Origin of the sequence: Pseudochelatococcus lubricantis, from assembly GCF_042432495.1 — a bacterium.
Lineage (GTDB): Bacteria > Pseudomonadota > Alphaproteobacteria > Rhizobiales > Beijerinckiaceae > Pseudochelatococcus > Pseudochelatococcus lubricantis.
Genome location: NZ_JBHLXC010000007.1, coordinates 151,572 through 176,643, shown reverse-complemented (window position 1 = coordinate 176,643; position 25,072 = coordinate 151,572). Strand labels below are relative to the sequence as shown.

Annotated in this window: 20 protein-coding genes; 14 read left to right on the top strand and 6 right to left on the bottom strand. The window is 66.2% G+C overall.

What is annotated here, in order from left to right:
- Window positions 1-62 precede the first annotated feature (62 nt).
- The 8 genes from ACFFJ7_RS14365 to ACFFJ7_RS14330 all read left to right on the top strand — a co-directional run bounded on the left by ACFFJ7_RS14365 (window position 63) and on the right by ACFFJ7_RS14330 (window position 7,807).
- Entirely contained in the window at window positions 63-1,085 is a 1,023-nt protein-coding gene (locus tag ACFFJ7_RS14365; RefSeq protein ID WP_377593201.1) for a 4-hydroxyproline epimerase, read from the top strand.
- A 69-nt stretch (window positions 1,086-1,154) separates the two neighbouring features.
- Window positions 1,155-2,387, top strand: a complete 1,233-nt coding sequence (locus ACFFJ7_RS14360; protein WP_377593199.1) for an NAD(P)/FAD-dependent oxidoreductase — start codon at window positions 1,155-1,157, stop codon at window positions 2,385-2,387.
- A gap of 156 nt (window positions 2,388-2,543) precedes the next feature.
- A complete protein-coding gene (locus ACFFJ7_RS14355; protein WP_377593387.1) occupies window positions 2,544-3,356 on the top strand; it encodes an ABC transporter substrate-binding protein in 813 nt (270 codons plus the stop codon).
- A 73-nt stretch (window positions 3,357-3,429) separates the two neighbouring features.
- Entirely contained in the window at window positions 3,430-4,095 is a 666-nt protein-coding gene (locus ACFFJ7_RS14350; protein ID WP_377593197.1) for an amino acid ABC transporter permease, read from the top strand.
- 11 nt (window positions 4,096-4,106) lie between these two features.
- Window positions 4,107-4,760, top strand: a complete 654-nt coding sequence (locus ACFFJ7_RS14345; RefSeq protein ID WP_166952102.1) for an amino acid ABC transporter permease — start codon at window positions 4,107-4,109, stop codon at window positions 4,758-4,760.
- On the top strand, window positions 4,753-5,475 hold the full coding sequence (locus tag ACFFJ7_RS14340; protein WP_166952107.1) for an amino acid ABC transporter ATP-binding protein: 723 nt from the start codon (window positions 4,753-4,755) through the stop codon (window positions 5,473-5,475). Before ACFFJ7_RS14345 ends, ACFFJ7_RS14340 begins: the two co-directional genes overlap by 8 nt.
- Window positions 5,476-5,624: 149 nt before the next feature.
- Complete coding sequence (locus ACFFJ7_RS14335; protein WP_377593195.1) at window positions 5,625-6,641, top strand: Ldh family oxidoreductase; 1,017 nt, start codon at window positions 5,625-5,627, stop codon at window positions 6,639-6,641.
- An 11-nt stretch (window positions 6,642-6,652) separates the two neighbouring features.
- The gene (locus ACFFJ7_RS14330; RefSeq protein ID WP_377593193.1) at window positions 6,653-7,807 is read left to right on the top strand and encodes a M24 family metallopeptidase; all 1,155 of its coding nucleotides are present in this window, start codon (window positions 6,653-6,655) and stop codon (window positions 7,805-7,807) included.
- A gap of 7 nt (window positions 7,808-7,814) precedes the next feature.
- Here the strand turns inward: ACFFJ7_RS14330 and ACFFJ7_RS14325 are convergent, their stop codons facing one another.
- From ACFFJ7_RS14325 to ACFFJ7_RS14300, 6 genes are all read right to left on the bottom strand, one after another.
- On the bottom strand, window positions 7,815-8,660 hold the full coding sequence (locus ACFFJ7_RS14325) for a dipeptide ABC transporter ATP-binding protein (protein ID WP_377593191.1): 846 nt from the start codon (window positions 8,658-8,660) through the stop codon (window positions 7,815-7,817).
- Window positions 8,657-9,502 (bottom strand): ABC transporter ATP-binding protein, encoded by an 846-nt coding sequence (locus ACFFJ7_RS14320; protein ID WP_377593189.1) that lies wholly within the window; start codon window positions 9,500-9,502, stop codon window positions 8,657-8,659. The genes ACFFJ7_RS14325 and ACFFJ7_RS14320 overlap by 4 nt, the downstream gene beginning before the upstream one ends.
- A gap of 2 nt (window positions 9,503-9,504) precedes the next feature.
- Window positions 9,505-10,425 (bottom strand): ABC transporter permease subunit, encoded by a 921-nt coding sequence (locus ACFFJ7_RS14315; RefSeq protein WP_166952131.1) that lies wholly within the window; start codon window positions 10,423-10,425, stop codon window positions 9,505-9,507.
- A gap of 10 nt (window positions 10,426-10,435) precedes the next feature.
- Window positions 10,436-11,443, bottom strand: a complete 1,008-nt coding sequence (locus tag ACFFJ7_RS14310) for an ABC transporter permease subunit (protein WP_166952134.1) — start codon at window positions 11,441-11,443, stop codon at window positions 10,436-10,438.
- Window positions 11,444-11,724: 281 nt separating this feature from the next.
- Window positions 11,725-13,320: an ABC transporter substrate-binding protein gene (locus ACFFJ7_RS14305; protein WP_377593186.1), complete on the bottom strand. Its 1,596-nt coding sequence runs from the start codon at window positions 13,318-13,320 to the stop codon at window positions 11,725-11,727.
- A gap of 563 nt (window positions 13,321-13,883) precedes the next feature.
- Window positions 13,884-16,853 (bottom strand): autotransporter domain-containing protein, encoded by a 2,970-nt coding sequence (locus ACFFJ7_RS14300; RefSeq protein WP_377593184.1) that lies wholly within the window; start codon window positions 16,851-16,853, stop codon window positions 13,884-13,886.
- Window positions 16,854-17,292: 439 nt separating this feature from the next.
- Between ACFFJ7_RS14300 and ACFFJ7_RS14295 the strand changes: the two genes are divergently transcribed.
- From ACFFJ7_RS14295 to ACFFJ7_RS14270, 6 genes are all read left to right on the top strand, one after another.
- Window positions 17,293-18,435, top strand: a complete 1,143-nt coding sequence (locus ACFFJ7_RS14295; RefSeq protein ID WP_246225274.1) for a baeRF11 domain-containing protein — start codon at window positions 17,293-17,295, stop codon at window positions 18,433-18,435.
- Window positions 18,436-18,608: 173 nt separating this feature from the next.
- Window positions 18,609-19,139, top strand: a complete 531-nt coding sequence (locus ACFFJ7_RS14290; protein WP_377593181.1) for a methylated-DNA--[protein]-cysteine S-methyltransferase — start codon at window positions 18,609-18,611, stop codon at window positions 19,137-19,139.
- A gap of 190 nt (window positions 19,140-19,329) precedes the next feature.
- A complete protein-coding gene (locus ACFFJ7_RS14285; protein WP_377593179.1) occupies window positions 19,330-20,760 on the top strand; it encodes a circularly permuted type 2 ATP-grasp protein in 1,431 nt (476 codons plus the stop codon).
- A gap of 135 nt (window positions 20,761-20,895) precedes the next feature.
- The gene (locus tag ACFFJ7_RS14280) at window positions 20,896-21,840 is read left to right on the top strand and encodes an alpha-E domain-containing protein (protein WP_377593177.1); all 945 of its coding nucleotides are present in this window, start codon (window positions 20,896-20,898) and stop codon (window positions 21,838-21,840) included.
- 82 nt (window positions 21,841-21,922) lie between these two features.
- Window positions 21,923-22,660, top strand: coding sequence for a proteasome-type protease (locus ACFFJ7_RS14275; protein ID WP_166952150.1), 738 nt, complete (start codon window positions 21,923-21,925; stop codon window positions 22,658-22,660).
- Between the two features lie 201 nt (window positions 22,661-22,861).
- On the top strand, window positions 22,862-25,072 hold the full coding sequence (locus ACFFJ7_RS14270; protein WP_377593174.1) for a circularly permuted type 2 ATP-grasp protein: 2,211 nt from the start codon (window positions 22,862-22,864) through the stop codon (window positions 25,070-25,072).

Genomic DNA, 25,072 nt, shown 5'->3' with positions numbered 1-25,072 from the left:
ACCGGCGGGTTCGCATCCCGCCTGTCGCCGAATGGTTCCTTTTTCGAACAGTGAGCGCAGCCATGTCGCGTCACACTTTCTTCTGTATCGACGGTCACACCTGCGGCAATCCGGTGCGGGTCGTCGCGGGCGGCAGCATACCGCGGCTCGAAGGCGCGACGATGTTCGAGCGCCGCCAGCATTTCCTCGCCGCATACGACTGGATCCGCACCGGCCTGATGTTCGAGCCGCGTGGGCATGACATGATGTCCGGCTCGATCCTCTACCCGCCGACCCGGCCGGACTGCGATACGGGCGTGCTGTTCATCGAAACCTCGGGCTGCCTGCCGATGTGCGGCCACGGCACAATCGGCACGGTGACGATCGCCCTCGAAAACGGGCTGATCCAGCCGCGCACGCCGGGCCTGCTGCGGCTCGACACGCCGGCGGGTCCCGTCGAGGCGCGCTACAAGCAGAACGGCCCCTTCGTCGAGAGCGTGCGCATCACCAACGTGCCATCGTTCCTTTACGGAACCGGCTACGAACTCGACATCGAAGGCCTCGGCCGGATCACGGTCGACGTCGCCTACGGCGGCAATTTCTACGCCATCATCGAGGCCCAGGAAAACTACACGGACGTTGCGGACATCGAGCCTTCCGATATCCTGCGCCTCAGTCCGCGCATCCGCAGCGCCTTCAACGCCCGCTACCGGATCGCCCATCCGGAAAACCCGGCCATCGACCGCCTCACCCATGTGATGTGGACCGGCAGGCCGCAGACGCCGAACGGCACGGCGCGCAACGCGGTGTTCTACGGCGACAAGGCCATCGATCGGTCGCCCTGCGGCACCGGCACCTCGGCACGCATTGCGCATCTTGCGGCGCGCGGTGCCTTGCGGGAGGGCGAGGCTTTCGTGCACGAAAGCATCATCGGCTCGCTCTTCACCGGCCGCATCGAGGGACGCGCGAAAGTCGGCGAACACGATGCGATCATTCCCTCCATAGAAGGATGGGCGCGGGTGACGGGATTCAATACAATCGTGATCGACGGGCGGGACCCGTTCGCCCACGGGTTCCAGGTCGTCGATGCGCAAGTTTCGTCGTAACCGATCGGAATGAAGCGCTTTCAGGCATATCCGTTGCTTCGTTGAGCCAGAAGGCAGGCAAGGGGGATCATGCGCGTAACCATTGTCGGAGCCGGCATCGTCGGCATTGCGGCCGCCCACGCCGCGCTCGACCGCGGTCACGATGTCACCATCGTCGACAAGGAAGGCCGCGAGGGCCGCGCGACGGACGCCAACGCGGGCTGGATCGCCCATCTCGATATCATGCCCCTCGCGTCGCCGAAGGTGTGGCGCCAGTTGCCGCGCTGGCTGGCAGACCCGCTCGGCCCGCTGTCGATCCGGCCGGCCTACCTGCCGCAGCTCGTGCCGTGGCTGCTGCGCTTTCTCGCGGCATCCGGCGCGGACCGGATCGCGGCCGGATCGCACGCCATCCGCTCCCTCAACGCGCTCGCGCTGCCGGCGTGGGAGACATTGCTGGCGCAGCGCGGTCTCGACCACCACCTGCGCGAGCAGGGCATCCTCTCCGTCTGGCGCAACCGGGCGGATTTCGCCCGCGCGAGCGGCGTTCTGGCCAGCCAGCGTGCGCTTGGCATCGATGTGCAAGAACTCGGCCCGGGCGATCTCGCGGCGATCGAGCCGGCGCTGCGCAACGTGGAGGCCGCCGCCCTCTATCCGGCCGGCTGCCATGTCTCCGATCCGGCGATATTGGCGGCAGACCTGCTTCGCCAGGCCGTCGGGCGGGGAGCGCGCTTCATATCGGGGCAGGTCAACGGTATCGTCCCTGCGCCGGATGGCGTGGACATGCGGCTTGCGGACGCCGAGCCGCTCGGCGCCGACCGGGTGGTTGTCGCGGCCGGCGCGTGGTCCAGGCCGCTGGCGGCGCAACTCGGCGATGCCGTTCCGCTCGACACGGAACGCGGCTACAACGCAACCTATCAACCGGGAACATTCGGCCTCGGCCGGCCGGTCATGTTCGAGGGCGAAGGCTTCGTCACGACGCCGCTCGCCATTGGCGACCGGGTCGGCGGGGCGGTGGAGTTCGCCGGGCTGGACGCGCCGGCCGACCACAGGCGCACGCTGGCCGTCGCGCAGCGGCTGCGCCGCTTCCTGCCCGGCTTCAACCCCGACGCGCCGGCCCGGCGGTGGATGGGCTTCCGTCCCTCCATCCCGGACTCGCTCCCCGTCATCGGCACGGCGAGCCGCGACGGCCGGGTGATCTACGCCTTCGGGCACGGTCACCTCGGCCTCACGCAAGCGGCGGCGACGGCGCAGCTCGTCGCCAACTTCCTCGACGGCAATCCGCAGCCGATCGATATCGCGCCGTTCTCGGCCGGACGCTTCTGAAGACCGCGCCCGGCGGCTTCGGCTGCGTTCGAGACCATTGGTGGAAAGGTCTATTTTGATGTTGAAATAGTATAAAAGATGCTAAATTCTGCCAAACAGGCGCCGGGGCACGCATTCCCGGAGCTTCAAAAACTCCAGAGCAAGGGAAAAAATATGATGAATTTCAGGACCGGACTGTTCGCCGTCGTCGTAAGCCTCGCGATTGCCGCACCGGCATACGCCGATAAGCTTGACGATATTATCGCATCGGGCAAACTGCGCTGCGCCGTTACGCTCGACTTCCCACCCATGGGCTCGCGCGACGAGAGCAACAACCCCATCGGTTTCGACGTCGATACCTGCAACGATCTGGCGAAAATCCTCGGCGTCGAGGCCGAGATCGTCGAGACGCCCTTCCCGGACCGCGTTCCCGCGCTCGTTTCGGGACGCGCGGATGTCGGCGTGGCCTCCACCTCCGATACGCTGGAGCGCGCCAAGACCATCGGCTTCTCCATTCCCTACTTCGCATTCAAGATGGTGGTGCTGACGAAGGAGGGCAGCAACATCGATTCCTACGAATCGCTCAAGGGCCGCAAGGTCGGCTCCACCGCCGGCACCTACGAGGCCATCGCCCTTGAGGCCGATGTCAAGAAGTGGAACGATTCCAAGGGATCCTTCCGCAGCTACCAGACGCAGGCCGACGTCTTCCTCGCGCTCTCGCAGGGCCAGATCGAGGCCACAGTCGTCACCAACACGGTGGCGCAGGCCACCGTCAAGTCCGGCCGATTCAAGGGCTTCGTCGTGGGCGGCGATTCCGGCTACGTCACCGATTTCGTTTCGCTGATCGCGCTGCGGCAGGAATACGGCCTGCTCAACTATCTCAACCTGTTCGTGCATCAGCAGGTGCGCACGGGCCGCTATAAGGAACTGTTCGACAAGTGGGTGGGCGGCGACCTGCCCGGCCTGACCGTTCCCGGCGTCTACTACTGATGCGATCGCCGCCGGCCGGGCACCGGTTTTGCCCGGCCGGTCCGAAAACGCGGCCACGGAATGGTAGCGCGCCATGTTCAACTATACCTTTCACTGGCGGCCGGCGTTCAATGCGCTGCCCCGGATGTTCGAAGGCGCTCTGGTCTCGCTTCAGATAGCTGTCCTCTCGCTCGTGATCGGCACGGCAATTGCCGTCGTGCTCGCGCTGGGACGGCGGTCGGACAACCGCCTCTTTTACGGTTTCGCCACCGGCTGGGTCGAACTCGCCCGCAACACGCCGGCGCTGTTTCAGGTCTACATGACCTACTTCGGCCTCGGCTCGCTCGGCATCCACCTAGACTCCTACGCCTCACTGCTCGTCGGCATCTCCTTCAACAACGCCGGCTATCTGGCGGAATCGTTCCGGGGCGGCCTCAACGCCATTCCCGAGACGCAGACGCGCGCGGCCCGGTCGCTCGGCATGGGCGCCACGCAGGCCTTCCGCCTCGTGGTGCTTCCGCAGATGTTCCGCATCGTGTTCTATCCGCTGACGAACCAGATGGTCTGGGCATTGCTGATGACATCGCTCGGCGTGACAGTAGGTCTCAACACCGACCTCACCGGCGTGACACAGGAACTGAACGTGCGCACCTTCCGCACCTTCGAATATTTCCTGTTCGCCGCCGTCATCTACTACCTGATGGCGAAACTCATCACCCTCTCGGCGCGCCTGCTGGCCTGGCGCCTGTTCCGCTACTGAGGGAGGACGCGATGCTCGAAACCAACCTCGGATGGAACGACATCCTCTTCATGCTCAAGGGCGCGGGCGTCACGCTGTCCATCACGGCCTGGGCCATGCTGGGCGGCACGATCCTCGGCATGGCGTTCGGCCTGGCGCGCACCACGCTGCCGTGGTGGCTCAACGCGCCGCTCGGTGCCGTGCTCGATGTGCTGCGCTCCGTGCCGCTGCTGATCCAGTTCGTGCTGGCGAACTCGTTCAAGTCCATCATCGGGGTGAACGCCTCCGCCTTTACGGTGGCCTGCGTGATGCTGTCGCTTTACACGGCCTCGTACTGCTCGGAGATCGTGCGCGGCGGCATCCTCGCCGTTCCCGCCACCACCCGGCGCGCGGCGCGCTCCCTCGGCATGACCTACAGGCAGGATCTCGCGCACATCGTCTTTCCGATGGCGCTGCGCGTGGCGCTGCCGAACTGGATCGGCCTCGTGCTCAGCGTGATGAAGGACACGGCGCTGGTGCTGTGGATCGGCATCGTCGAGTTGCTGCGCGCCTCGCAGATCGTGGTGACGCGCCTTCAGGAGCCGCTGCTCGTGCTCTCCGTCGCCGGCCTGATCTACTTCCTGATGAGCTTTCCCGTTGCCCGCCTCGGCGCGCGCCTTGAAAAGCGGTGGCACGAAAATGATTGAAATCGAAAACGTACGCAAATCCTTCGGGCCGCTTGAGGTGCTGAAGGGTGTCAGCCTCGCCGTGCAGAAGGGCGAGGTGCTGTCCATCATCGGCGGATCGGGTTCCGGCAAGTCGACGCTGCTGATGTGCATCAACGGGCTGGAGCCGATCCAGGGCGGGCGCATCCTCGTCGACGGCACGGACGTGCATGCCCCCGGCACCGACCTCAACAGGCTGCGACGCAGGATCGGCATCGTGTTCCAGCAGTGGAACGCCTTCCCGCATCTCACCGTGCTGGAAAACGTGATGCTGGCGCCGCGCAAGGTGCTCGGCAAGGGCCGGCGGGAGGCGGAGGAAATTGCCGCCAAGAACCTCCGGCATGTGGGCCTCGGCGAGAAGCTCTCCGTCTATCCCTCGAAGCTGTCGGGTGGCCAGCAACAGCGCATGGCGATCGCGCGGGCGCTGGCCATGTCGCCCGACTACATGCTGTTCGACGAGGTGACCTCGGCGCTCGATCCCCAGCTCGTGGGTGAGGTGCTCGATACACTCAGGATGCTGTCCGACGAAGGCATGACCATGATCCTCGTCACCCACGAAATCCGCTTCGCGCGCGACGTGTCGGATCGTGTGGCCTTCTTCCACAAGGGCGTCATCCACGAAATCGGCCCCGCGCGGGAGGTCATCGGCAACCCGCAGATGCCGGAGACCATCGACTTCCTCAAATCCGTGCTGTGAAGATGCCTTGAAAATCGCCGCGCAGGGCGCCGCCGCCGCGGGGCGGGCGTGTACCGGTTGACGCCCGTCCGACATCTGGCCGACAATCGGCCGGCATGACGCCCGACGCGGCAGCCATGCATCGACAATGACCGGAGGAAGAACTCGCCATGACCGACCACGTCGTCCTCTCGCTCGACGAGGCCCGCGCGCTGGGGCTCGACATCCTGCGCGCGGCCGGGCTTTCCGAACCCCACGCGCAGGCCATCGCCGACGTCGTGATCGCCGGCCAGCGTGACGAGTGCCATTCCCACGGGCTTTACCGGCTGCCCGGGGTCGTCCACTCCATCCGCGCCGGCAAGGTCGATCCGCAGGCCGTGCCGGACGTGGTCGACCACGCACCGGGCGTCGTGCGGGTCGACGCGCATTTCGGCTTCTCGCCGTTGGCCTTCGCGCTCGGCCGGCCGAAACTCGTGGAGAAGGCCCGCCGGCAGGGCATCGCGGCGCTCGCCATCAACAACTGTTTCCATTTCTCCGCCCTGTGGCCGGAGGTGGAGGCCATCGCGGCGGAAGGCGTCGTCGCCCTGGCGCTCACGCCGAGCCATAGCTGGGTCGCGCCCGCCGGCGGAACGAAACCCGTATTCGGCACCAACCCCATCGCCTTCGCCTGGCCGCGCCCCGACGGCACGCCATTCGTGTTCGATTTCGCGACAAGCGTCATCGCCCGCGGCGATATCGAGCTGCACCGGCGCGCCGGCAAGCCGCTCCAGGAGGGCTGGGCGATCGACGGCGAAGGCAACCCCACCACCGACGCGGAGGCCGCGCTCGCGGGGGCGATGCTCACCTTCGGAGGGCACAAGGGGTCTGCCCTCGCTGCCATGATCGAGCTGCTGGCGGGCCCCCTCATCGGCGACATGACGAGCGCCGAATCCATGGCCTTCGACGACGGCGCGCGCGCCGCGCCCTGCCACGGCGAACTGATTCTCGCCCTCGATCCGGCAGTGTTCCTTGGCGTGGATGCGCCCCGGCACATCGACCGGGCGGAAAAGATGTTCGGCGCCATCGTCGAACAGGGCGCGCGCCTGCCCTCGCAGCGCCGTTACGAGGCGCGCCGGCGCAGCCTCGCCGGCGGGGTGAGCATTCCAAAGCCGCTGCACGACGAACTCGTCGCCCTGCGGCCCACGTGAGGATACACACCATGACTGCGGACTGGCCGCATCCCGTGCCGCCCATCGCCCCGGCGGAATACGCGCAGCGTCTGGAACGCCTGCGCACCCTCATGCAGGCGTCGGGCGTGGAGGCGGTGCTGCTCAGCGCCTCGGAGAGCATGCGCTACTTCACCGGGCTGGTCTGGCACCCCAGCGAGCGCCTGCTGGGCGCGCTGGTGCTGCCGACACGCCTCGTCTATATCGTGCCGGGGTTCGAGCGTTCGCGCGTCGAAACCCTTCCACACGTCGCGGGTGACATTGCGACGTGGGAGGAACACGAGGACGCGGCCGCTCTCGTTGCCAGTCTGGCCGGACCCGCCGGCAAGGTGGCGCTGGACGACACGCTGCCGCTGTTCGCCTTTTACCCGCTCGCCGCCGCGCTGGGAGCGGAGCGCATCGTGGAAGGCGCGCCGCTGCTGCGGAGCCTGCGCCTGCGCAAGTCCGCCGCAGAGATCGCGATCATCCGCCACGCCATGGGGCTGACGCTCGAAGTCCACCGCCGCGCACACGCCCTCATGAAACCCGGCATCCGGGCTTCGGAGGCGGTGCGCTTCATCGACGAGCAGCACCGCGCGCTTGGCGCGCCGGAGGGCTCGTCGTTCTGCATCGTCTCCTTCGGCAAGGCGACGGCGCTACCCCATGGCGCGGACGGCGAGCAGACGCTCCACGCCGGCGACGTCATTCTGGTCGACACCGGCTGCCGCATCGATGGCTACCATTCCGACCTCACGCGCACTTACACGCTCGATGAGCCCACGCCGGACGTGGCGCGCATCTGGGCGCTGGAGCGGGCGGCGCAGGAGGCCGTGTTCGCGGCCGCGCGGATCGGCGCGGCGGCTGAAGCGCTGGACGCCGCCGCGCGGCGCGTCATCGAGGCCGGCGGCCTCGGGCCCGGATACCGGCTTCCCGGCCTGCCACACCGGGCGGGCCACGGCCTCGGTCTCGACATTCACGAGCCGCCCTACATCGTGCGCGGCAACCGCATGGCGCTGGAAGCGGGGATGTGCTTCTCCGTGGAGCCGATGATCGTGGTGCCGGGCGCCTTCGGCATCCGGCTGGAAGACCACATCTGCATGACCGAGGATGGCCCGGACTGGTTCACTGAGCCCGCGAAAAGCCCGACCGAGCCTTTCGCCAGCCCGTAACCGCCGGTCAGACCGCCTGCGCCGCCGCCCCGCGCCGGCCTTCGACGCGAGCGCGGATCGAGGCGACGTCGGCGCGCGGCGTCGCGGCGAAGAGCTTCTTCGTGTAGGCATGCTGCGGATCGGAAAACACGGCATCGCGCGTGCCCGCCTCCACGACCTCGCCGTAATACATCACCATCACCTCGTCGGCGATGTAGCGCACGACCGAAAGATCGTGGCTGATGAAGACGTAGGTGAGGCTGAACTCGTCCTGCAGGTCGGCCAGCAGGTTCAGCACCTGCGCCTGTACCGAAAGGTCGAGCGCCGACACCGGCTCGTCCAGCACCAGAAGGCCGGGGCTCAGCATCAGCGCCCGGGCGATCGCGACGCGCTGGCGCTGACCGCCGGAGAACATGTGCGGATAGCGGTTGAAGTGCTCAGGCCCGAGGCCCACCTTGCGCAGCATGTGCATGGCGCGCTCGCGCCGCTCCGCCGCCGGCAGCGGCGTGTTGAGCAGCAGCGGCTCCATCAGCGCATCGCCGATCTTCTGGCGCGGGTTGAGCGAACCGTAGGGGTTCTGGAACACGATCTGCACCTTGCGCCGCATGTCGCGGGTCAGCCCGTCCCGCGCGATGTCGATGCGTGCGCCGTCGATGTAGAGTTCACCCGCCGTCGGCGCATCGATCAGCGAGAGAATCCGCGCCAGCGTCGACTTGCCGCAACCGCTCTCGCCGACGACGGCAAGCGTCTTCCCTCTCGCCAGTCGGAAACTCACGCTCTTCACCGCGTGCAGCACGCGCGGCGCGCCGAACAGGCCGCCGCTCAGATGATAGTCGCGGCAGATGCCGCGCGCTTCGAGCGCAACGTCCGTCATGATACGCCTCCCGCCGGCCCGTCGAGGAAGCTGCCGACCGTCGGCAGCCTGTCGCCCGCCGCGTTCTCCGGCAGGGCCGACAGCAGGGCGCGCGTATATGGATTTTTCGGCGTCTCGAACAGCGACAGAACGTCCGCTTCCTCCATCTTGCGTCCCTTGTATTGCACGACGACCCTGTCCGCCGTTTCGGCGACGACGCCCATGTCGTGGGTGATCATGATCAAGCCCATGCCGTGCTGGGCCTGCAGGCGCATCAGCAGGTCGAGAATCTGCTTCTGGATGGTGACGTCGAGCGCCGTTGTGGGCTCGTCGGCAATCAGCAGCCGCGGATTGCAGGCGATCGCCATCGCGATCATGACGCGCTGGCATTGCCCGCCGGACAGCTGGTGCGGAAAGGCGCCGAGCCTTTTCTGCGCGTCGTTGAGGCCAACGGCCTCAAGCAGCTCCACCGTGCGCGCACGGCTGGCCCGCCCGCCGAGGCCCGCATGCTGCCTCAGCACCTCACCGATCTGGAAGCCGACGGTGAAGCACGGATTGAGGCTCGCGATCGGCTCCTGAAAGATCATGGCGATGTCGCGCCCGACGATCCGGCGCCGCTGCTTCGGCGTGATCGTCTGCAGGTCGAGCCCGTCGAACGCCATGCGGTCCGCCGTCACGGTGGCGGTGGGCGGCAGCAGCCCCATCACCGCCAGCATGCCGACCGACTTGCCGGAGCCGGACTCGCCGACAATGGCGAGCACCTCGCTGCGGTCGACATGCAGGTCGATGCCGTCGACGGCGCGGAAAGGCCCTCTCGACGTATCGAAGGAAACCGTCAGATTCCTGATTTCGAGCAGCGTCACGGTCAGCTCCTCTTCAGTCTGGGGTCGAGCGCGTCGCGCAGCCCGTCGCCGACAAGGTTGATGGCGAGCACCGTGATCAGGATGGCGAGGCCCGGAAACGTGACGACCCACCATGCCCGCAGGATGAACTCGCGCGCCTCCGCGAGCATCGTGCCCCATTCCGGCGTCGGCGGCTGCGCCCCCATGCCGAGGAAGCCGAGCGCCGCCGCATCGAGAATGGCGTTGGAGAAGGACAGCGTCGCCTGCACGATGAGCGGCGCAAGGCAGTTCGGCAGGATGGTGACGAACATCAGCCGCAACCGCCCGGCGCCGGCGAGCCGCGCGGCCGTGACGTACTCGCGGCTCTTCTCGGCCAGCACCGCCGCACGGGTGAGGCGCGCGAAATGCGGCTGCAGGATCAGCGCGATGGCGATCATGGCGTTCGTCAGCCCCGGCCCCAGCACGGCGACGAGGACGATCGCCAGCACCAGCGAGGGAAACGACAGGATGATATCCATCACCCGCATGATCATCGCATCGGCGAAACCGCCGAAATAGCCGGCGATCAGGCCGGTCGTCACGCCCACCGCAAGCGCGATGCCGACCACCACCACGCCCACGAAGAGCGAGAACTGCGAGCCGTAGATCAGACGGGAGAGGATGTCGCGCCCCACCGCGTCGGTGCCGAGCAGGAAGCGCGGACTGCCCCCCTGCTGCCATGCCGGCGGCGCGAGCAGCGCGTCCCGGAACTGTTCGCCCGGGTCGTGGGGGGCGATGAGCGGCGCGAACAGCGCCACCAGGACGAGGGCGGCGATGATCGCGAGACCGACCACGGCGCCGCGGTTCTCGCTGAAATGGAACCAGAAGCCGGCCAGCGCATGCTGCCTCGGCGCCTCTCCCGCCACGGGAACCGCGCCGGTATCGAAGGAAGGTCTGTCGTTCATGGCGGCGCCCTCAACGATGACGGATGCGGGGATTGACAAGGCCGTAGAGCAGATCGACCGTCAGGTTGACCGCCATGACCACCAGCGCGACGAGCAGCAGCCCGCCCTGCACGGCCGGATAATCGCGGCGGAAGATGGAATCGATCAGCCACTTGCCGATCCCCGGCCACGAGAAGATCGTCTCCGTCAGGATGGCGCCCGCGAGCAGCACGCCCACCTGCAGGCCGATGGTCGTGATAACCGGAATCATGGCGTTGCGCAGCGCATGCATGCCCACCACCCGGAGCGGCGACAACCCCTTGGCGCGTGCCGTGCGCACGTAGTCCTCGCCCAGCACCTCCAGCATCGCCGAGCGCGTTTGACGGGCGATCACCGCGAGCGGAATCGTCGCTAGCACGACGGTCGGCAGGATGAGATGCTGGACGGCGGAAGCAAACGCGCCCTTCTCGCCCGACAACAGGCTATCGATCAGCATGAAACCGGTGACGGGCTCGAAAAAGTAGATCAGCGAGATGCGGCCGGAGACCGGCGTCCACTGCAGAATGCCCGAAAACAGGATGATCAGAAGCAGCCCCCACCAGAAAATGGGCATTGAATAGCCGACGAGGGCAATCCCCATCGACGTCTGGTCGAACCACGATCCGCGCTTGACGGCGGCAAGCACCCCCGCCGGGATGCCGATGACGATCGCGACGACGATCGCGCAGACGCTCAATTCGACCGTGGCCGGGAAAAGCGAGAAAAACTCGTTGGCGATCGGCACCTTGGTGATGATGGACTGGCCGAGGTCGCCCTGCAGCAGCCCCGTGACGTAATCGAGATACTGCTCCCATAGCGGCCGGTCGAAGCCGAATTGCGCCATCAGTGCCGCGTGGCGCTCGGGGCTGACGCCGTGTTCGCCCGCCATCAGCAGCACCGGATCGCCCGGCAGCACCCGCACGAAGCCGAAGGCCACGATCGTGATGCCGATCAGGGTCGGCACCAGATAAAGCAGACGCCCGACAATGAACTGGACCATGAAGACACCTCAACGGAGCACGCGCGGAACGCGGCCCGGGCGGAATGCCGCCGTCCGGCCGTGAAGCGATTTCTTTCCGGTCAGATAATTCCACCTGGCCGGGAAGCGCTCTAGAATCTGTCCTGTTTACGTTGAAACAGGGCAGCTTCCAGGTTCCTGATTTTGAGCGAATTCTGATCGATCAGATGTTTCCATGTGCTCGGAAATCGCTCTAGACCATTCCTATGCTTCGTTGAGATGTAGAAATGGCCCATCTTTTTGGTTCTGATGCCCAAATTGCTTTAATCTGCGATATCGACGCCGTCGAAGCGGTGCGAGCCGAGCGGATCCATCTTGTACCCGCTGACCTTCGTGGACAACGGCTGGAAGACCGTGGAATGCGCCAGCGTCGCCCACGGCGCCTGCTCCTTGAAGATCGCCTGCGCCTCCTCGTAAAGCTTCGCGCGCTCGGCCTGACCGGAAAGGGTCTTGGCCTTCAGGACGATCTCATCGAAAGGCTTGTAGCACCATTGCGCGCGGTTGTTGTTGCCCACGCCGGCGCAGCCCAGCAGCACGCCGAGGAAGTTGTCGGGGTCGCCGTTGTCGCCCGTCCAGCCCAGGATCACGGCGCCGTCACGGTCCACTTCCGCCGCCTTCTTGAGGTATTCGCCCCATTCCATCGAGACGATCTCGACACCGACGCCCACCTTGGCGAAATCGGCCTGGATCAGCTCGGCCGTGCGGCGCGCGTTGGGCATGTAGGGGCGGCTCACCGGCATCGCCCAGACCTTCATCTTCAGGCCCTTGACGCCGGCGGCCTCAAGCGCCTTCTTCGCGGCTTCGGGATCGTACTTGTCGTCCACCGTGCTTTCGTTATAGCTCCACATCGTCGGCGGGATCGGGTTCTTCGCCACCTGCCCGGAACCCTGGAACACGGCGTCGATGATCGCCTGCTTGTTGATCGCCTGGTTAAGCGCACGGCGCACCTCGGGCCTGTCGAACGGCGCCATCCGGGTGTTATAGGCGAGATAGGCGATGTTCAGCCCCGCCTGCTCCTCCACCTTCAGCTTGGGATCGGCCCGCAGGCCCGCGAGGTCGGCCGGCGGCGGATAGGGTGCGGCCTGGCACTCGCCTGCCTTCAACTTCTGCACGCGCACGGCCGGATCGGTGGTGATGGCGAAGACGAGATTGTCGATCGGCTGCTTGCCGCCCCAGTAATCGGGGTGCGCCGCATAGCGGATGACGGCGTCCTTTTGGTAGGCGACGAAGGCGAAGGGCCCGGTGCCGATCGGCGCGAGGTTGATGTCTGCCTTCTTGTTGGCGGCCTCAAGCTTGTCTGCATATTCCTTCGACAGGATCGATGCAAAATCCATCGCCAGATTGGCGACGAAAGGCGCATCCGGCCGTGTCAGAACGAACTTCACCGTGTAATCGTCCACCTTGACGATGTCCTTGATGAGATTCGGCATGTCCATGCTGTCGAAATAGTCCCACGCGACGCCGGACGTATACTGATACCAGGGGCTGTCCTTCTGACGCTGGCGGTTGAAGGAGAACAGCACGTCGTCGGCGTTGAACTCGCGGGTCGGCGTGAAGAAGGACGTCTTCTGGAACTTCACGCCCTTGCGCAGGTGAAACGTGTACTCAAGGCCGTCGTCCGACACCTCCCACTTTTCGGCGAGCGCCGGCACGACGGTCGTCTCGCCTTTCTCGAACTCCACCAGACGGTTATAGAGCGTCTTCGAGGAGGCGTCGTTCGTCGTGCCGGCCGTGTAGGGCGCGGGATCGAAGCCTTCCGGCGACCCTTCAGAGCAGTATATCAGGGTCTTGGCGGAGGCCGTGCCGGCAAGCAACATCGCCGCGACGGAAGCCGCCGCGAACACCGTTTTACGTACCATCGGTTCGTTCCCCTTTGTTGTCATTTCATGACCAGCCGGAATGCCCGGTCATGTTTCAAACGCTCAACAGACGTGGGTGACCAGCGATCGGATGATGCCGCAGTCCTCCGGAGCCAATTCCGAAGCAAAAGCGATGCCAGCTGCTGACCGTAGGTCCGGCCGCGCCCGACACCCTGCTCGTACTTCGCAAAATCGCGCCAACGGCGCTGCGCTCACCGTGCGTCTGCCTCGAAAACTGGCACCCCATGAAATGACAGGCCATTGCCCTTGTTGTGGGCACAGGCGCGCCATCCGGCGTTCTGCCACGTCCCGATTCCCCCTCGCCCCGTTTTTATGGTTTCAATTTATATGTGATTTTCGGCAATGTCTAATCCTTCCCTCGGATCGAATCCTTATTGTGTTAATTAGTTGATGCACCATCTCGGCGGCTGTCGACATCAATTATTGCAATTGCTTGATAAAAACAGGTGCGGACAGATCGGCGGCTGCCCGCCATACGCAACGCCCCCGGCCATCGCGGCCGGGGGCGGGGTTCTGTGTTACAGTGATGGAGGAGAGTCGGCTCAGAACTTCCAGTTCAGATTGGCCTTGAAGCCGTGGTCCTGCGTGTCGTCGCCAAGCTGGCCCGCATAGGACAGGCCCACCGTCACCGCGTCGGTGACAGCGGCGTCGAGGCCTGCTTCCAGCACCGCGACATCGCGCGCCACGGGCACGCTGCTCGTGGTGAAGGCACTGCCCCGGCCGAACCAGAAGGTCGATTCCGGCGTGATGTCGTCGAAGGCGTGGCGCCAGCCGACGAGGCCGCGCGCCGTGGCCTTCACACTGCCCAGATCGAACGTCGCCGACAGGCGCAGGCCCAGCGTGGAATAGGTCACGTCGGTGTCGTCTCCCTTGCTGAACAGCGCCGCCGCGCCACCGCGCTCAACGAAGCCGTCCGTGTGCAGGTTGACATAGGCGAGACCCGCGAAGGGCTCGAACGAGACAGCGCCGACATCGAACCGGTAGCCCACCTCGCCGAACACCTGCGCGGTGGCAGCGTCGTAGGAGCCGCGCAGGCCATCGCTGAAGCCGGCGAAGGTTGCGAAGCGGTCCGCCGACACGTCGTGCCACGTATAGGCACCGCCGAAGCGCAGCGAGAAAGCGTTCCACTGCCCGCCGCCGTAGAGGCCGAGATGGTAGTTGTCGCTGTCCGCCGACGAGAGGCGGTCATCGAGATCGACCTCGGTGCGGCTGTAGCCGGCGAGCGCGCCGAAGCGCCAGTTGTCGCTCACAAGCGCGTCGGCGCCGATGAAGAAGCCGCCCGTCGTGCGGTCGATGTCGCCGGCGTTGAAGTTGCCGTCCGTCTTGCCCCACGAACCGAAGCCCTGGCCCCAGAACGCATAGGGCGCGTTGGCGGACGCCGGCGTCGGCGCGGGCAGCGCGCCCTTGACGACCGGCTGGTCCTTGGCATCGTAGGTCACGACGCCGGCCGCGCTGTTGACGCCGTCTTGCGCCGCGCGCAGACGGCCGAGCGCGGCATCGCGTACGAAGCGGCTGTCCTCGATGGCGGCCGTCTTCACCGCGCTGTGGATTTCGCCCGAGAGCGCGTTGAAGGCGACGAGCGCCTCCGGCGTGCTGAGGCCGACGACCGCGTTGTAGATGGCGCTGTCCGGCCCGGCGCTCTGCACGCCCACGGCGGTCGCCGCCTGATTGGCGGTCTGCGCGATGGTGGCGAAGGAGATGTCGTTGCGCGTCAGCGTCAGGAAGGCATCCGTCGCCCCATAGGACAGCGACGGCGTCAGGAAGGCAAGGTTCGAGGTCACGCCCTCGAACCGGCCGGCCACGCCGCCGTTCGCCGTCAGGATCGTGTAGCGGGTGCGCGGGTCGTAGCTGCCGGTTTCCGCCAGCACCTGCACCAGGCCGCCGTCGATGGTCGCCTTGCCGGCAACCGCCAGATGATCCGACAGCCCGGCCGCGTTCACGTCCACCACATAGAAGGAGCCTGCGGAGAACGTCGCGTTGCCGGAAACGGTGAAGCTGCCGATGGAATGACCCGGCGCGACGGTGCCGCCGCTGCCGACGGCGAGGCCCGCCGCCGAGCCCGTGCCGTTGAGGGCCGCGCCGCGCCCGACGGTCACCGACGAGTTCTTAAGCGCGCCGTCCACCGTCAGCAGACCGCCGGTGATGTAGGTCGGGCCGCTATAGGTGTTCTGCCCGGTCAGCGCCAGCGTGCCCGTGCCCGCCTTGGTGAGGCCGCCGGCGCCGCTGATATCGTTGTTCCATGAATCCCTGGCGTTGAAGCCGCCCTTCGCGGCATCCATGGTCACCGTCACGTTGCTCATGAAGGCGCCGTAACCGTCGGCGGCGGAGAAGAGGTCGAGGCGCGCCCAGCCCGAACCGTCGTCGAGGGGGCCGCCAGAGGGCAGTTCCGTCGTCGCCAGCACGTCGCGGCGCTGGCCGTCATCGAGGTAAGGGAAGCGCGTGGACAGCAGCACTTCGGCGCCTTCCGGCACCACGGGCCCGCGATCGGTGGGGCCGACGCTGCCGAGGCCGTAGGTCAGGCGGTAGGTGAAGTCGGCCTTGTTCGCCGCCTTGTCGCTGAAGCGGTCGGGCGCGCCGCGCGCCGCGCAGGTGGCGATGTCAGTGCCGCAGCCGCCTTCGAGCAGCTTGCGCAGATCGGCATTGGCGGCAACGAACAGCGCCGGGCTCTCCTGCATGGCGCGGGCGACGTTCTGCAGGGCGATGATGCGGCCGCCGATCACGTCGAGCGGATAATGGACGCCGAGCACGATACGGCTGTCGCCGAACTCGGAGCCGCGCGTCAGCGCTTCCTGAAAGCGCTCGGGAACCAGCATGGCGAACAGCAGCGCGGACGAGTAGCCGAAGGTGGTGTGGCCGCTGGGGAAAGCGGGGCTCGTCTTCAGGCTGGCGTTGAGGATGTCCTTGCCGCTATCGACCGGCAGGCCGAGGAGGTCGACGCCGCTGAAGCGCTCGATGCTTCCGGAACTCACCTGGAACGGACGCGAGTTGCCGATGGCGTTCCGCGTCTCTTCCGGCGGATTGTAGGCGAGGTCGTAGACGTTGAACCGCCCGCCTTCGGGCAGCGTCACACCGTGGGCGGGCTCGTTATGGACGGTGCCGTCCGCGAAGAAGGTCTTGGCGGCTTCGGAATCGGAGAAGGCCGCGTTGTAGTTAACGTCGTAGAACAGGCCTGTCGTGGCCGCCGAAACGTTCGTGGTGTTGTAGGGAAGTCCGTAGCCGATGTAGGGCGATTTCGGATCAGGATAGAAGTAGACCTGTTGGCTGAAGACTCCGTTCAACGCCGTTCCCAGGCTGTCGGAAACGACACGGCCGTTGGTGGCGGACAGAAGCAGCCCGGCAAAGGTGTTGTCACTGAGCGCCTGCGCGCGCTCGGCATCGGTCGAAGCGTTGTTGATGCCGATGGCCGTCGCCAGATTGCGGTCGAGCACATCCCGCCCGGCCTGTGTGTTCAGCAGGGTGCTGAAGGGCGACAGGGCGTTGATGGCGCCGATGTTGGTCGCCGTCTGCGCCATGGCAGGATACGCACCGGATATCAGCAACGAAATTGTCAGAACAGAAACGCTATGCATGTATCGCACGGGTTATCCTCCTCGACTGGCTATTCTGCCTGTCGAGAGCAGTTAAAAGCATGCAACGACGGTATCATGACGCTGGAATATAGCCACCTTAACTGTTGAATACGGACGGATCTGAACGACCGGCGTGCAGTTGTGCAGACACCAGCTTGCGCCGGGGCCACGGAGATTTCATCGGCAATGACGCCGCGATTCTGCTGAAACAATGGAGACGAATCAAAGCGATCCGGGTATATTGAGAGGTTCGCGAGAAAATTGATTCTGATCAATATATTCGGTTGAAGGAAAAATAATAAAAATCTGGAAAATAATCCGGGAAAATATATTCATGCTCATTGACTGGTTTTCCCGTCCCGGAAAAAGCTGTCCACCTCGTATGAGCCAACAAGAGGAACTGACCTTGTTCTACGTCGACATTCCCTCCCCTGCCGACATCAGCACCCTGAGCGCCCTGCGCGCCGATGCCGTCGTCTCGATCTACCTGCCGACGACGCCGGTGACGCAGAACGTCGGCGCCAGCCGCGTGGCGCTGGGCAATCTCATCAAGGCGGCGAGCCGCCAGCTTGGGGACGCCGGGTTCGACAAGCGCCGCCTCGCCGCGTTGGAGGAGCAGCTTCTCGACCTGCAGGACGACGACGAGTTCTGGGTGCAGCAGGCGAACAGCCTTGCGGTCATCGCGACGCCCGACCAGTTGAAAACCTTCCGCCTCGCCAACAAGCTCTCCGAGATCCTTGAGGTCTCCGACCGCGTGCATTTGAAGCCGCTTCTGCGCGCCATCACTTTCCCGCACGCGGCCTATGTGCTGTCGCTGTCGGAAAACGACGTGCGCCTGGTCGAGCTGTCCGCCGACCTGCCCGCGCAGCCGGTCTCCGTGCACGGCCTGCCGCGCGACGCCGCCTCGGCCGCCGGCAAGTCGACCCTGAACGACCGCTCCCATTCCCAGCGCATCCATGGCTCGGAAGGGCAGAAGACGCGGCTCACGCAGTACTCCCGCAAGGTGGATGCCGCGCTGCGTCCGCTGCTGTCGAGGAGTTCCGAGCCGCTGATCCTCGCCGCCACGGAGCCGCTGGCGTCGCTCTACCGCACCGTCAGCTCCTACCCGCACCTGCTGGCGCAGGGCATCGCCGACAGCACCGACCGCTGGACGCCCTCGCAGCTCGCGGACGCCTCCCGCCCGATTCTCGACGCGCATTATGCCGAGCAGATCGAGGCCGCAAAGGCGCTCTATGCCGTCCGTCAGGCGGAACGGCGCGCCACGACCGACGTCGCCGACGCGGCACGGGCGGCAACCTTCGGCCAGGTCGACACACTGTTCGCGGACATCGACGAGGTGCTGCACGGCACGGTCGACGACGCCACGGGCGAGGTGCAGTTCGGCGAGGAAGGCCCCGACACCTACGGTATCGTCGACGAGATCGCGGTGCGGGTGCTGAACAGCGGCGGCAAGGTGCTGGCCGTGCGGCGCGCGGACATCCCGGGCGAAGGCTCGCTTGCGGCCATTCTGCGTTTCCCGCTCTGAGCCCTTGCATGCGCGCCCCCGCCGCTTCGCGGCGGGGGCGAATTTACCTGGACGGGCATGTCATCGTTTCTGTAGAATGATGACATGATCCTGGCTTCTGATTTTGAGCGAATGCTCGGCGATCATATGATTTCAGCCGATCAGAACGCACGCTAAAGCAATTTCAGCAAACCATGTCCACCGAGCCGATGCCCACCGTCCTTTACACTTTTCTGGAAAGCCCCATCGGCAACCTGCTTCTGGTTGGAGACGGGGAAAGGCTGTCGCGGATCGGCTTCCCGCGCGGGAAGGGCTCGTTCGCGCCGGAGGCGTCCTGGCGGCGGGACGATACGGCCTTCATGGATGCACGGGCGCAATTGCGCGCCTATTTCGGCAGGGAGCTGCACGCCTTCGACCTGCAGCTCGCACCCGTCGGCACGCCGTTTCAGAAACAGGTCTGGCAGGCACTGACGCGCATTCCGTGGGGAACCACCGCCAGCTACGGCGAAGTAGCGCGAGGCATCGGCCGGCCGGCAGCGAGCCGCGCGGTCGGCGCCGCCAACGGCGCCAATCCGTTGCCCATTGTCGTACCGTGCCATCGTGTCATCGGCGCCAGCGGCGCGCTCACCGGCTTCGGCGGCGGGATCGACACCAAGAAATGGCTGCTCGCGCTTGAGACGGAAAGCGACATTCCGCCTCCCCTCCCAACCCTTCGGGACGAGTGACCGCGCGGCGCGAAAGTCGCGGGTGCTGCCTGAACAGGCGGACCGCCCAAATCCCGGGCAGGTGCCGCGTTCCTTTTGGCTCCGTCGTCAGGATCGTTGCGGACCGGTAGGCAGCCGGACGGCTGGCGCGCTTCTTGCTTCGCTCTCTTCCGTCAGCGCTCGGCGGCGCGACGACAACGGAGGGAATGCGATGGCCATGACAGCGTTCGATGAAATGTACGGCCTTCCCGGTGACGATCTCCATACGCGCGCGCCCTACGACGAGTTGCGGCGCTGGCTCGCCGCGACGCCGCCCGAGCAGTTCGCCATCCGCCGCAGCCAGGCGGAACTGTTCTTCAGGCGCATCGGCATCACCTTCTCCGTCTACGGCGAGGCGGAGGCGGGCGAGCGCATCATCCCCTTCGATATCATCCCGCGCGTCCTGACAGGCGACGAGTGGGCGGTGCTCGACAGGGGGCTGCGGCAGCGGGTCACCGCGCTCAACGCCTTTCTGGCGGATGTTTACGGCGCGGGCGAGTGCATCCGGGCGGGCATCGTGCCGGCCGAACTCATCTACAGCAACCCCGCCTATTTGCCAAAGATGGCCGGCCGCACGGTGCCGCACAACCTCTACGTCCATATCGCGGGCATCGACATCGTGCGGGTGGGCGAGGATGCGTTCTACGTGCTGGAGGACAACGCCCGCACGCCGTCCGGCGTCTCCTACATGCTGGAGAACCGCGAGGCGATGATGCGGCTGTTTCCGGAGCTTTTCTCCTGCCACCGGATCGCGCCGGTGGAGGTCTATCCCGAGGCGCTGCTGGCGACGCTGCAATCCGTGGCGCCGGCGGGGGCACCGGCCTGCCCGACCATCGCGTTGCTGACGCCGGGACCATACAACTCCGCCTTCTACGAGCACTCGTTCCTCGCCGACAAGCTCGGCGTCGAACTCGTGGAAGGGCGCGACCTGATCGTGCGCGACGACACGGTCTATATGCGCACCACGGAAGGGCCAAGGCGCGTCGATGTCATTTACCGGCGCATCGACGACGACTTCCTCGACCCGCTCGCCTTCAGGCCGGACTCGGTGCTCGGCGTGCCGGGGCTGATGGACGCCTATCTCGCGGGCAACGTCACCCTGACGAACGCTGTCGGCACGGGCATCGCGGACGACAAGGCGATCTACAGCTACATGCCGGAGATCGTGCGCTTCTTCACGGGCGAGGGGGCGCTGCTGAAGAACGTGCCGACCTGGCGCTGCCGGGAGCCCGAAGCCCTTGCCTACGTGCTCGACAACCTGTCGGAACTCGTCGTGAAGGAAGTGAACGGCTCCGGCGGCTACGGCATGCTGGTCGGCCCCTGCGCGACGCAGGGCGAGATCGACCAGTTCCGCAAGAAGCTGCGCCGCTCGCCGGAAGGCTTCATCGCCCAGCCGACGCTGGCGCTGTCCACATGCCCAACCTTCGTCGCCTCGGGTGTCGCGCCGCGCCACGTCGACCTGCGGCCATTCGTGCTATCGGGAACGGATGGCATCCGCGTGGTGCCGGGCGGCCTGACGCGCGTCGCGCTCAAGGAAGGCTCGCTCGTCGTGAATTCCAGCCAGGGCGGCGGCACCAAGGATACGTGGGTGCTGGAGAATTGACCGGCGCCGGATGAATGAATAACTTAAATTAAAAATAAATAATCAGAAATAATTATTCGTTTCTCCTTTATTTTATAAAAAAGTATATTTTTTAATTATTATATAATATAATAATTCCATCGTCAGGGGGTCATAATGCTATCGAGAACGGCAGATAATATATACTGGAGCGCCCGATACCTCGAACGGGCCGATTTTCAGGCCCGTATTCTCGACGCCTGCACGCGGCTCACGTCGCTGCCCGCGAGTTATGCCGGCGCCAGCAATGCGTGGGAGGGCGCCATTGCCTCGACAGGCGGCGCGAACCTGTTCAGGAGCCTCTACGACCGCGTCGATGAATGGACGGTGCGGGATTTCATCGCCTTCAACCCCGGCAATCCGTCATCCATCAGCAATTGCCTGATGATAGCGCGCAACAACGCCCGCGCCGTGCGTACCGCCCTGACCAGCGAGATGTGGGAGGTGATCAACGATGCGTGGCTGGAGCTGAAGGGCAGCACGCGGCAGGACATGGACCGCGACGAGATCGCCCGTTTCATCGCCTGGGTGAAGGGCGTCACGCAGATGTTCGAGGGCGCGGCGCATCGCACCATGCTGCGCAACGACGCCTATTACTTCACCCGCATCGGCGGCGCCATCGAGCGCGCCGACAACACCGCCCGCATTCTCGACGTCAAGTATCACCTGTTGCTGCCCGTCAACGAAACCGTGGGCGGCGGGCTCGACTACTTCCAGTGGACCACCATCCTGCGCGAGGTCTCGGCGCTGACGGCCTATCACTGGGTATACCGGGAGAGCGTCAAGCCGTGGCTCATCGCCGACCTCCTGATCCTCAACCGCCAGATGCCGCGCTCGCTGGCGAGCTGCTACGAAGCGCTCGTGCGCCATTTCGACCTGATCGCCGAGACGTATGGCCAGCAGGGAGAGTGCCAGCGCCTTGCCGGGGCGACGCTCACCCATCTCCGGGCCTCCTGCATGGAGAGCGTCTTCCAGGAGGGGTTGCACGAGTTCGTCACCGGTTTCATCGGCCGCAACCACGCGCTCGGCGACGGCATCGCCCGCCAGTATCTGCTCTCCTGAACATCCCGCAGGACGGAAACCCCTTTGCATGACGTGCGCCGCCATCTATCAGAACGCAGGGACAGATTCGGAGCGGACAGGGATGACCTATTGCGTCGGCATATGCGTGGATGACGGGCTGGTGATGATCGCCGACACGCGCACCAACGCGGGCCTCGACAACGTCTCCACCTATCGCAAGCTGCGCCTGTTCTCCGTGCCGGGCGCGAAGGTCATCGCGGTCGCCACCGCCGGCAACCTGTCCATTTCGCAGTCGGTGATCAGCCTGCTGGAAGAGGGCCTGCCCCACCCCGAGACGGGTGAGCGCGAGCGCCTGATCGACGCGCCATCCATGTTCCGCGCCGCGCAGCTCGTCGGCCGCGCTATCCAGACGCTCAACGCGGAACTCGGCGCGGCGCTCGCCAGAGCCCATGTCGCGGCCGATGTCACGTTCCTGCTCGGCGGTCAGGTCGCCGGCGAGGACATGCGCCTGTTCATGGTCTACGCTGCCGGCAACTTCATCGAATGCGGGCCGGACACTCCCTTCCTGCAAATCGGCGAGCACAAATACGGCAAGCCGATCCTCGACCGCTCGATCACTTTCGGCACCGGCCTGCACGAAGCGCTGAAGCTCGGCCTGATCTCGATGGACTCGACCTTACGGTCGAACATCGGCGTCGGACTGCCGCTCGATCTCGTCACCGTGCGGCGCGGCGCGCTCACGCCCGAGACGACCCGCCGGGTGGAGACGGACGATCCCTATTTCCGCGATCTCAGCGACCGCTGGTCTGCCGCGCTCAGGGCGGCGCACATGGCCATTCCCGATCCGCCTTATTTCTAGGCATCGGCCGACCTCTGCCCGTTCGCGCGCCAGCGAAACACGCCTTCCGCGCTCGTGAGGGCGGGAAACGGGCGCCTCCGGCGCTGGCATGCACCTTGCTTTTCCTTCAATGGGCGTAATCGTTTCCATCCCGCTGAAGGACTGCCTCATGACTGATCAAGACTTGCCGGCAAACGTCTGCCGGAACCCATGAAAGACGTCATGACCGATGCTTTGACCGATCCGTCGCCGGAGCCCCTCGCCGGCCTGCTGCGTCATTACCGCCCCGAGCCGGGCGTGCCGGACGAGATGCTGGACGGGCGCGGCGAGGTGCGTCCGATCTGGAGGGACTTCCTGTCCCGGATCGCGCGGATGAGCGCGCAGGAGCGCGCCCAGCGGATGGAGCGCGGCGACCTCTACGTGCGCGAGACTGGCATGTTCCACCGCCAGTACGGCGCCGAGGGCTCCGTCGAGCGCGACTGGCCGCTGAGCCACTTCCCGGTGCTGGTCGACGAGGCGGAATGGGAGCACGTCGCGCGGGGGCTGAAGCAGCGCGCCGACCTGCTCGAAGCCGTGCTGGCCGATCTTTACGACGGCAACCGGCTCGTCGCGGAAGGCCTGCTGCCGCCAACGCTGGTGGCGCGCAACCCCGAATGGCTGCGCCCGCTCGCCGGTGTCCGGCCGCGGTCCGGCCATTACCTGCATTTCGTGGCCTTCGATCTCGGACGCGGGGCGGACGGCGCCTGGCGCGTGCTCGCGGACCGCACGCAGGCGCCATCAGGCGCCGGCTTCGTGCTGGAGACACGCATAGCGACGGCGCACGTCTTTTCGGACATCTACACCCGCGCGCCCGTGCATCGGCTGGCCGGCTTCTTCCGCGCCTTCCGCGAGGCGTTGCAGGCGCAGCGGGGCAACGATGGCGGCCGCATCGCCATCCTCACGCCGGGGCGGCACAACGAAACCTACTTCGAGCACGCCTACATCGCCCGCTACCTCGGCTTCCTGCTGGTCGAGGGCGAGGACCTCGCCGTGCGCGACGGGCGGGTGATGGTGCGCACCATTTCCGGCCTGCAGCCCGTCTCCGTTCTGTGGCGGCGCATCGATGCGGACTGGACGGACCCGCTTGAGCTGAACGACGCATCGCGCATCGGCGTGCCGGGCCTGGTCAGCACGGTGCGGCGGGGCGGTGTGACGATGGTCAACGCGCTGGGCTCGGGCGCTGTCGAGATGCCCGGCTTTTCGGCGCTGTTGCCGCGCATCTGCGAGACGCTGCGTGGCGAGCCGCTGCTGCTCGCCAGCACCCTGGAGCACGAGACCGCGGCCCTGTCGACCACGCCGGCGTTCGTCGACGGCAGGCTGCGGCCGCGCCGGCTCGGGCTGCGCATGTTTCTGGCGCGCACGGAGGAGGGATGGGCCGTGATGCCCGGCGGCTTCGCCCGCATCGGCGCCTCCGGCGATCCGGCGGCGCTCGCCATGCAGCGGGGCGGGGCGGCGGCGGATGTGTGGGTGATGAGCCGTGGCACGGCCGACAGGCAGACGCTCCTCGCCTCGGCCACGGTCGGCGCGCAGCGCACCACGCCATACCTGCCCTCACGCGCCGCCGAAAACCTGTTCTGGCTGGGGCGCTATGTCGAACGGGCCGAGTTCGTCATCCGGCTGCTGCGCGCGTGGCATGTGCGCCTGGTGGAGACCGGCCTGCCGGAATCGGCGCTGCTGCGGCATCTGGCTGCCTTTCTGCGCATCTATGGCGCGCCGCCGGACGGCGGCATTCCGCAGGGCCTCTCTGCCGCCGTCGGTTCCGCGCTCGCGGCCGCCGGGCAGGTGCGCGAGCGCTTTTCCGTTGATGGCTGGATGGCGCTCAACGACCTCGACCGCACCCTGCGCAAGGCCGTGCCGCGCGCGGAGCCAGGCGCCGACGCCGCGCGCATGACGGGCGTGCTGCTGCGCAAGATCAACGGCTTCTCTGGCCTTGTGCACGAGAACATGTATCAGTCGATGGGCTGGCGCTTCCTGAGCATGGGCCGCGCGCTGGAGCGGGCGCTGGCCATGGTCGACGCGCTGGCGTGGTTCGCCGAGCCTGCCGCACCCGAAGGGGCGCTCGACGTGCTCGTCGAGATCGGCGACAGCGTCATGTCGCACCGGCGCCGCTTCGCCGTCGCTACCAACCGCGACACGGTGATCGACCTGCTGGCGCTCGACCCGCTCAACCCCCGGGCGGTGCTGTTCCAGCTTCGGCAGCTCGACGCGCATATAGATGCGCTGCCGGGATCGGGGCCGGACGCGCCGCTCACGGCGCTGGAACGGGCCGTCGTGCGGCTATGCGCCGATGTCGCCACCGCAGGGACGGACGAACTCGACAGCGCGCAGCTCGCCGACGTCGCCGCCCGCATCCGCGCCCTGTCCGACCTGCTGGCGACCGCATATCTGGGATAG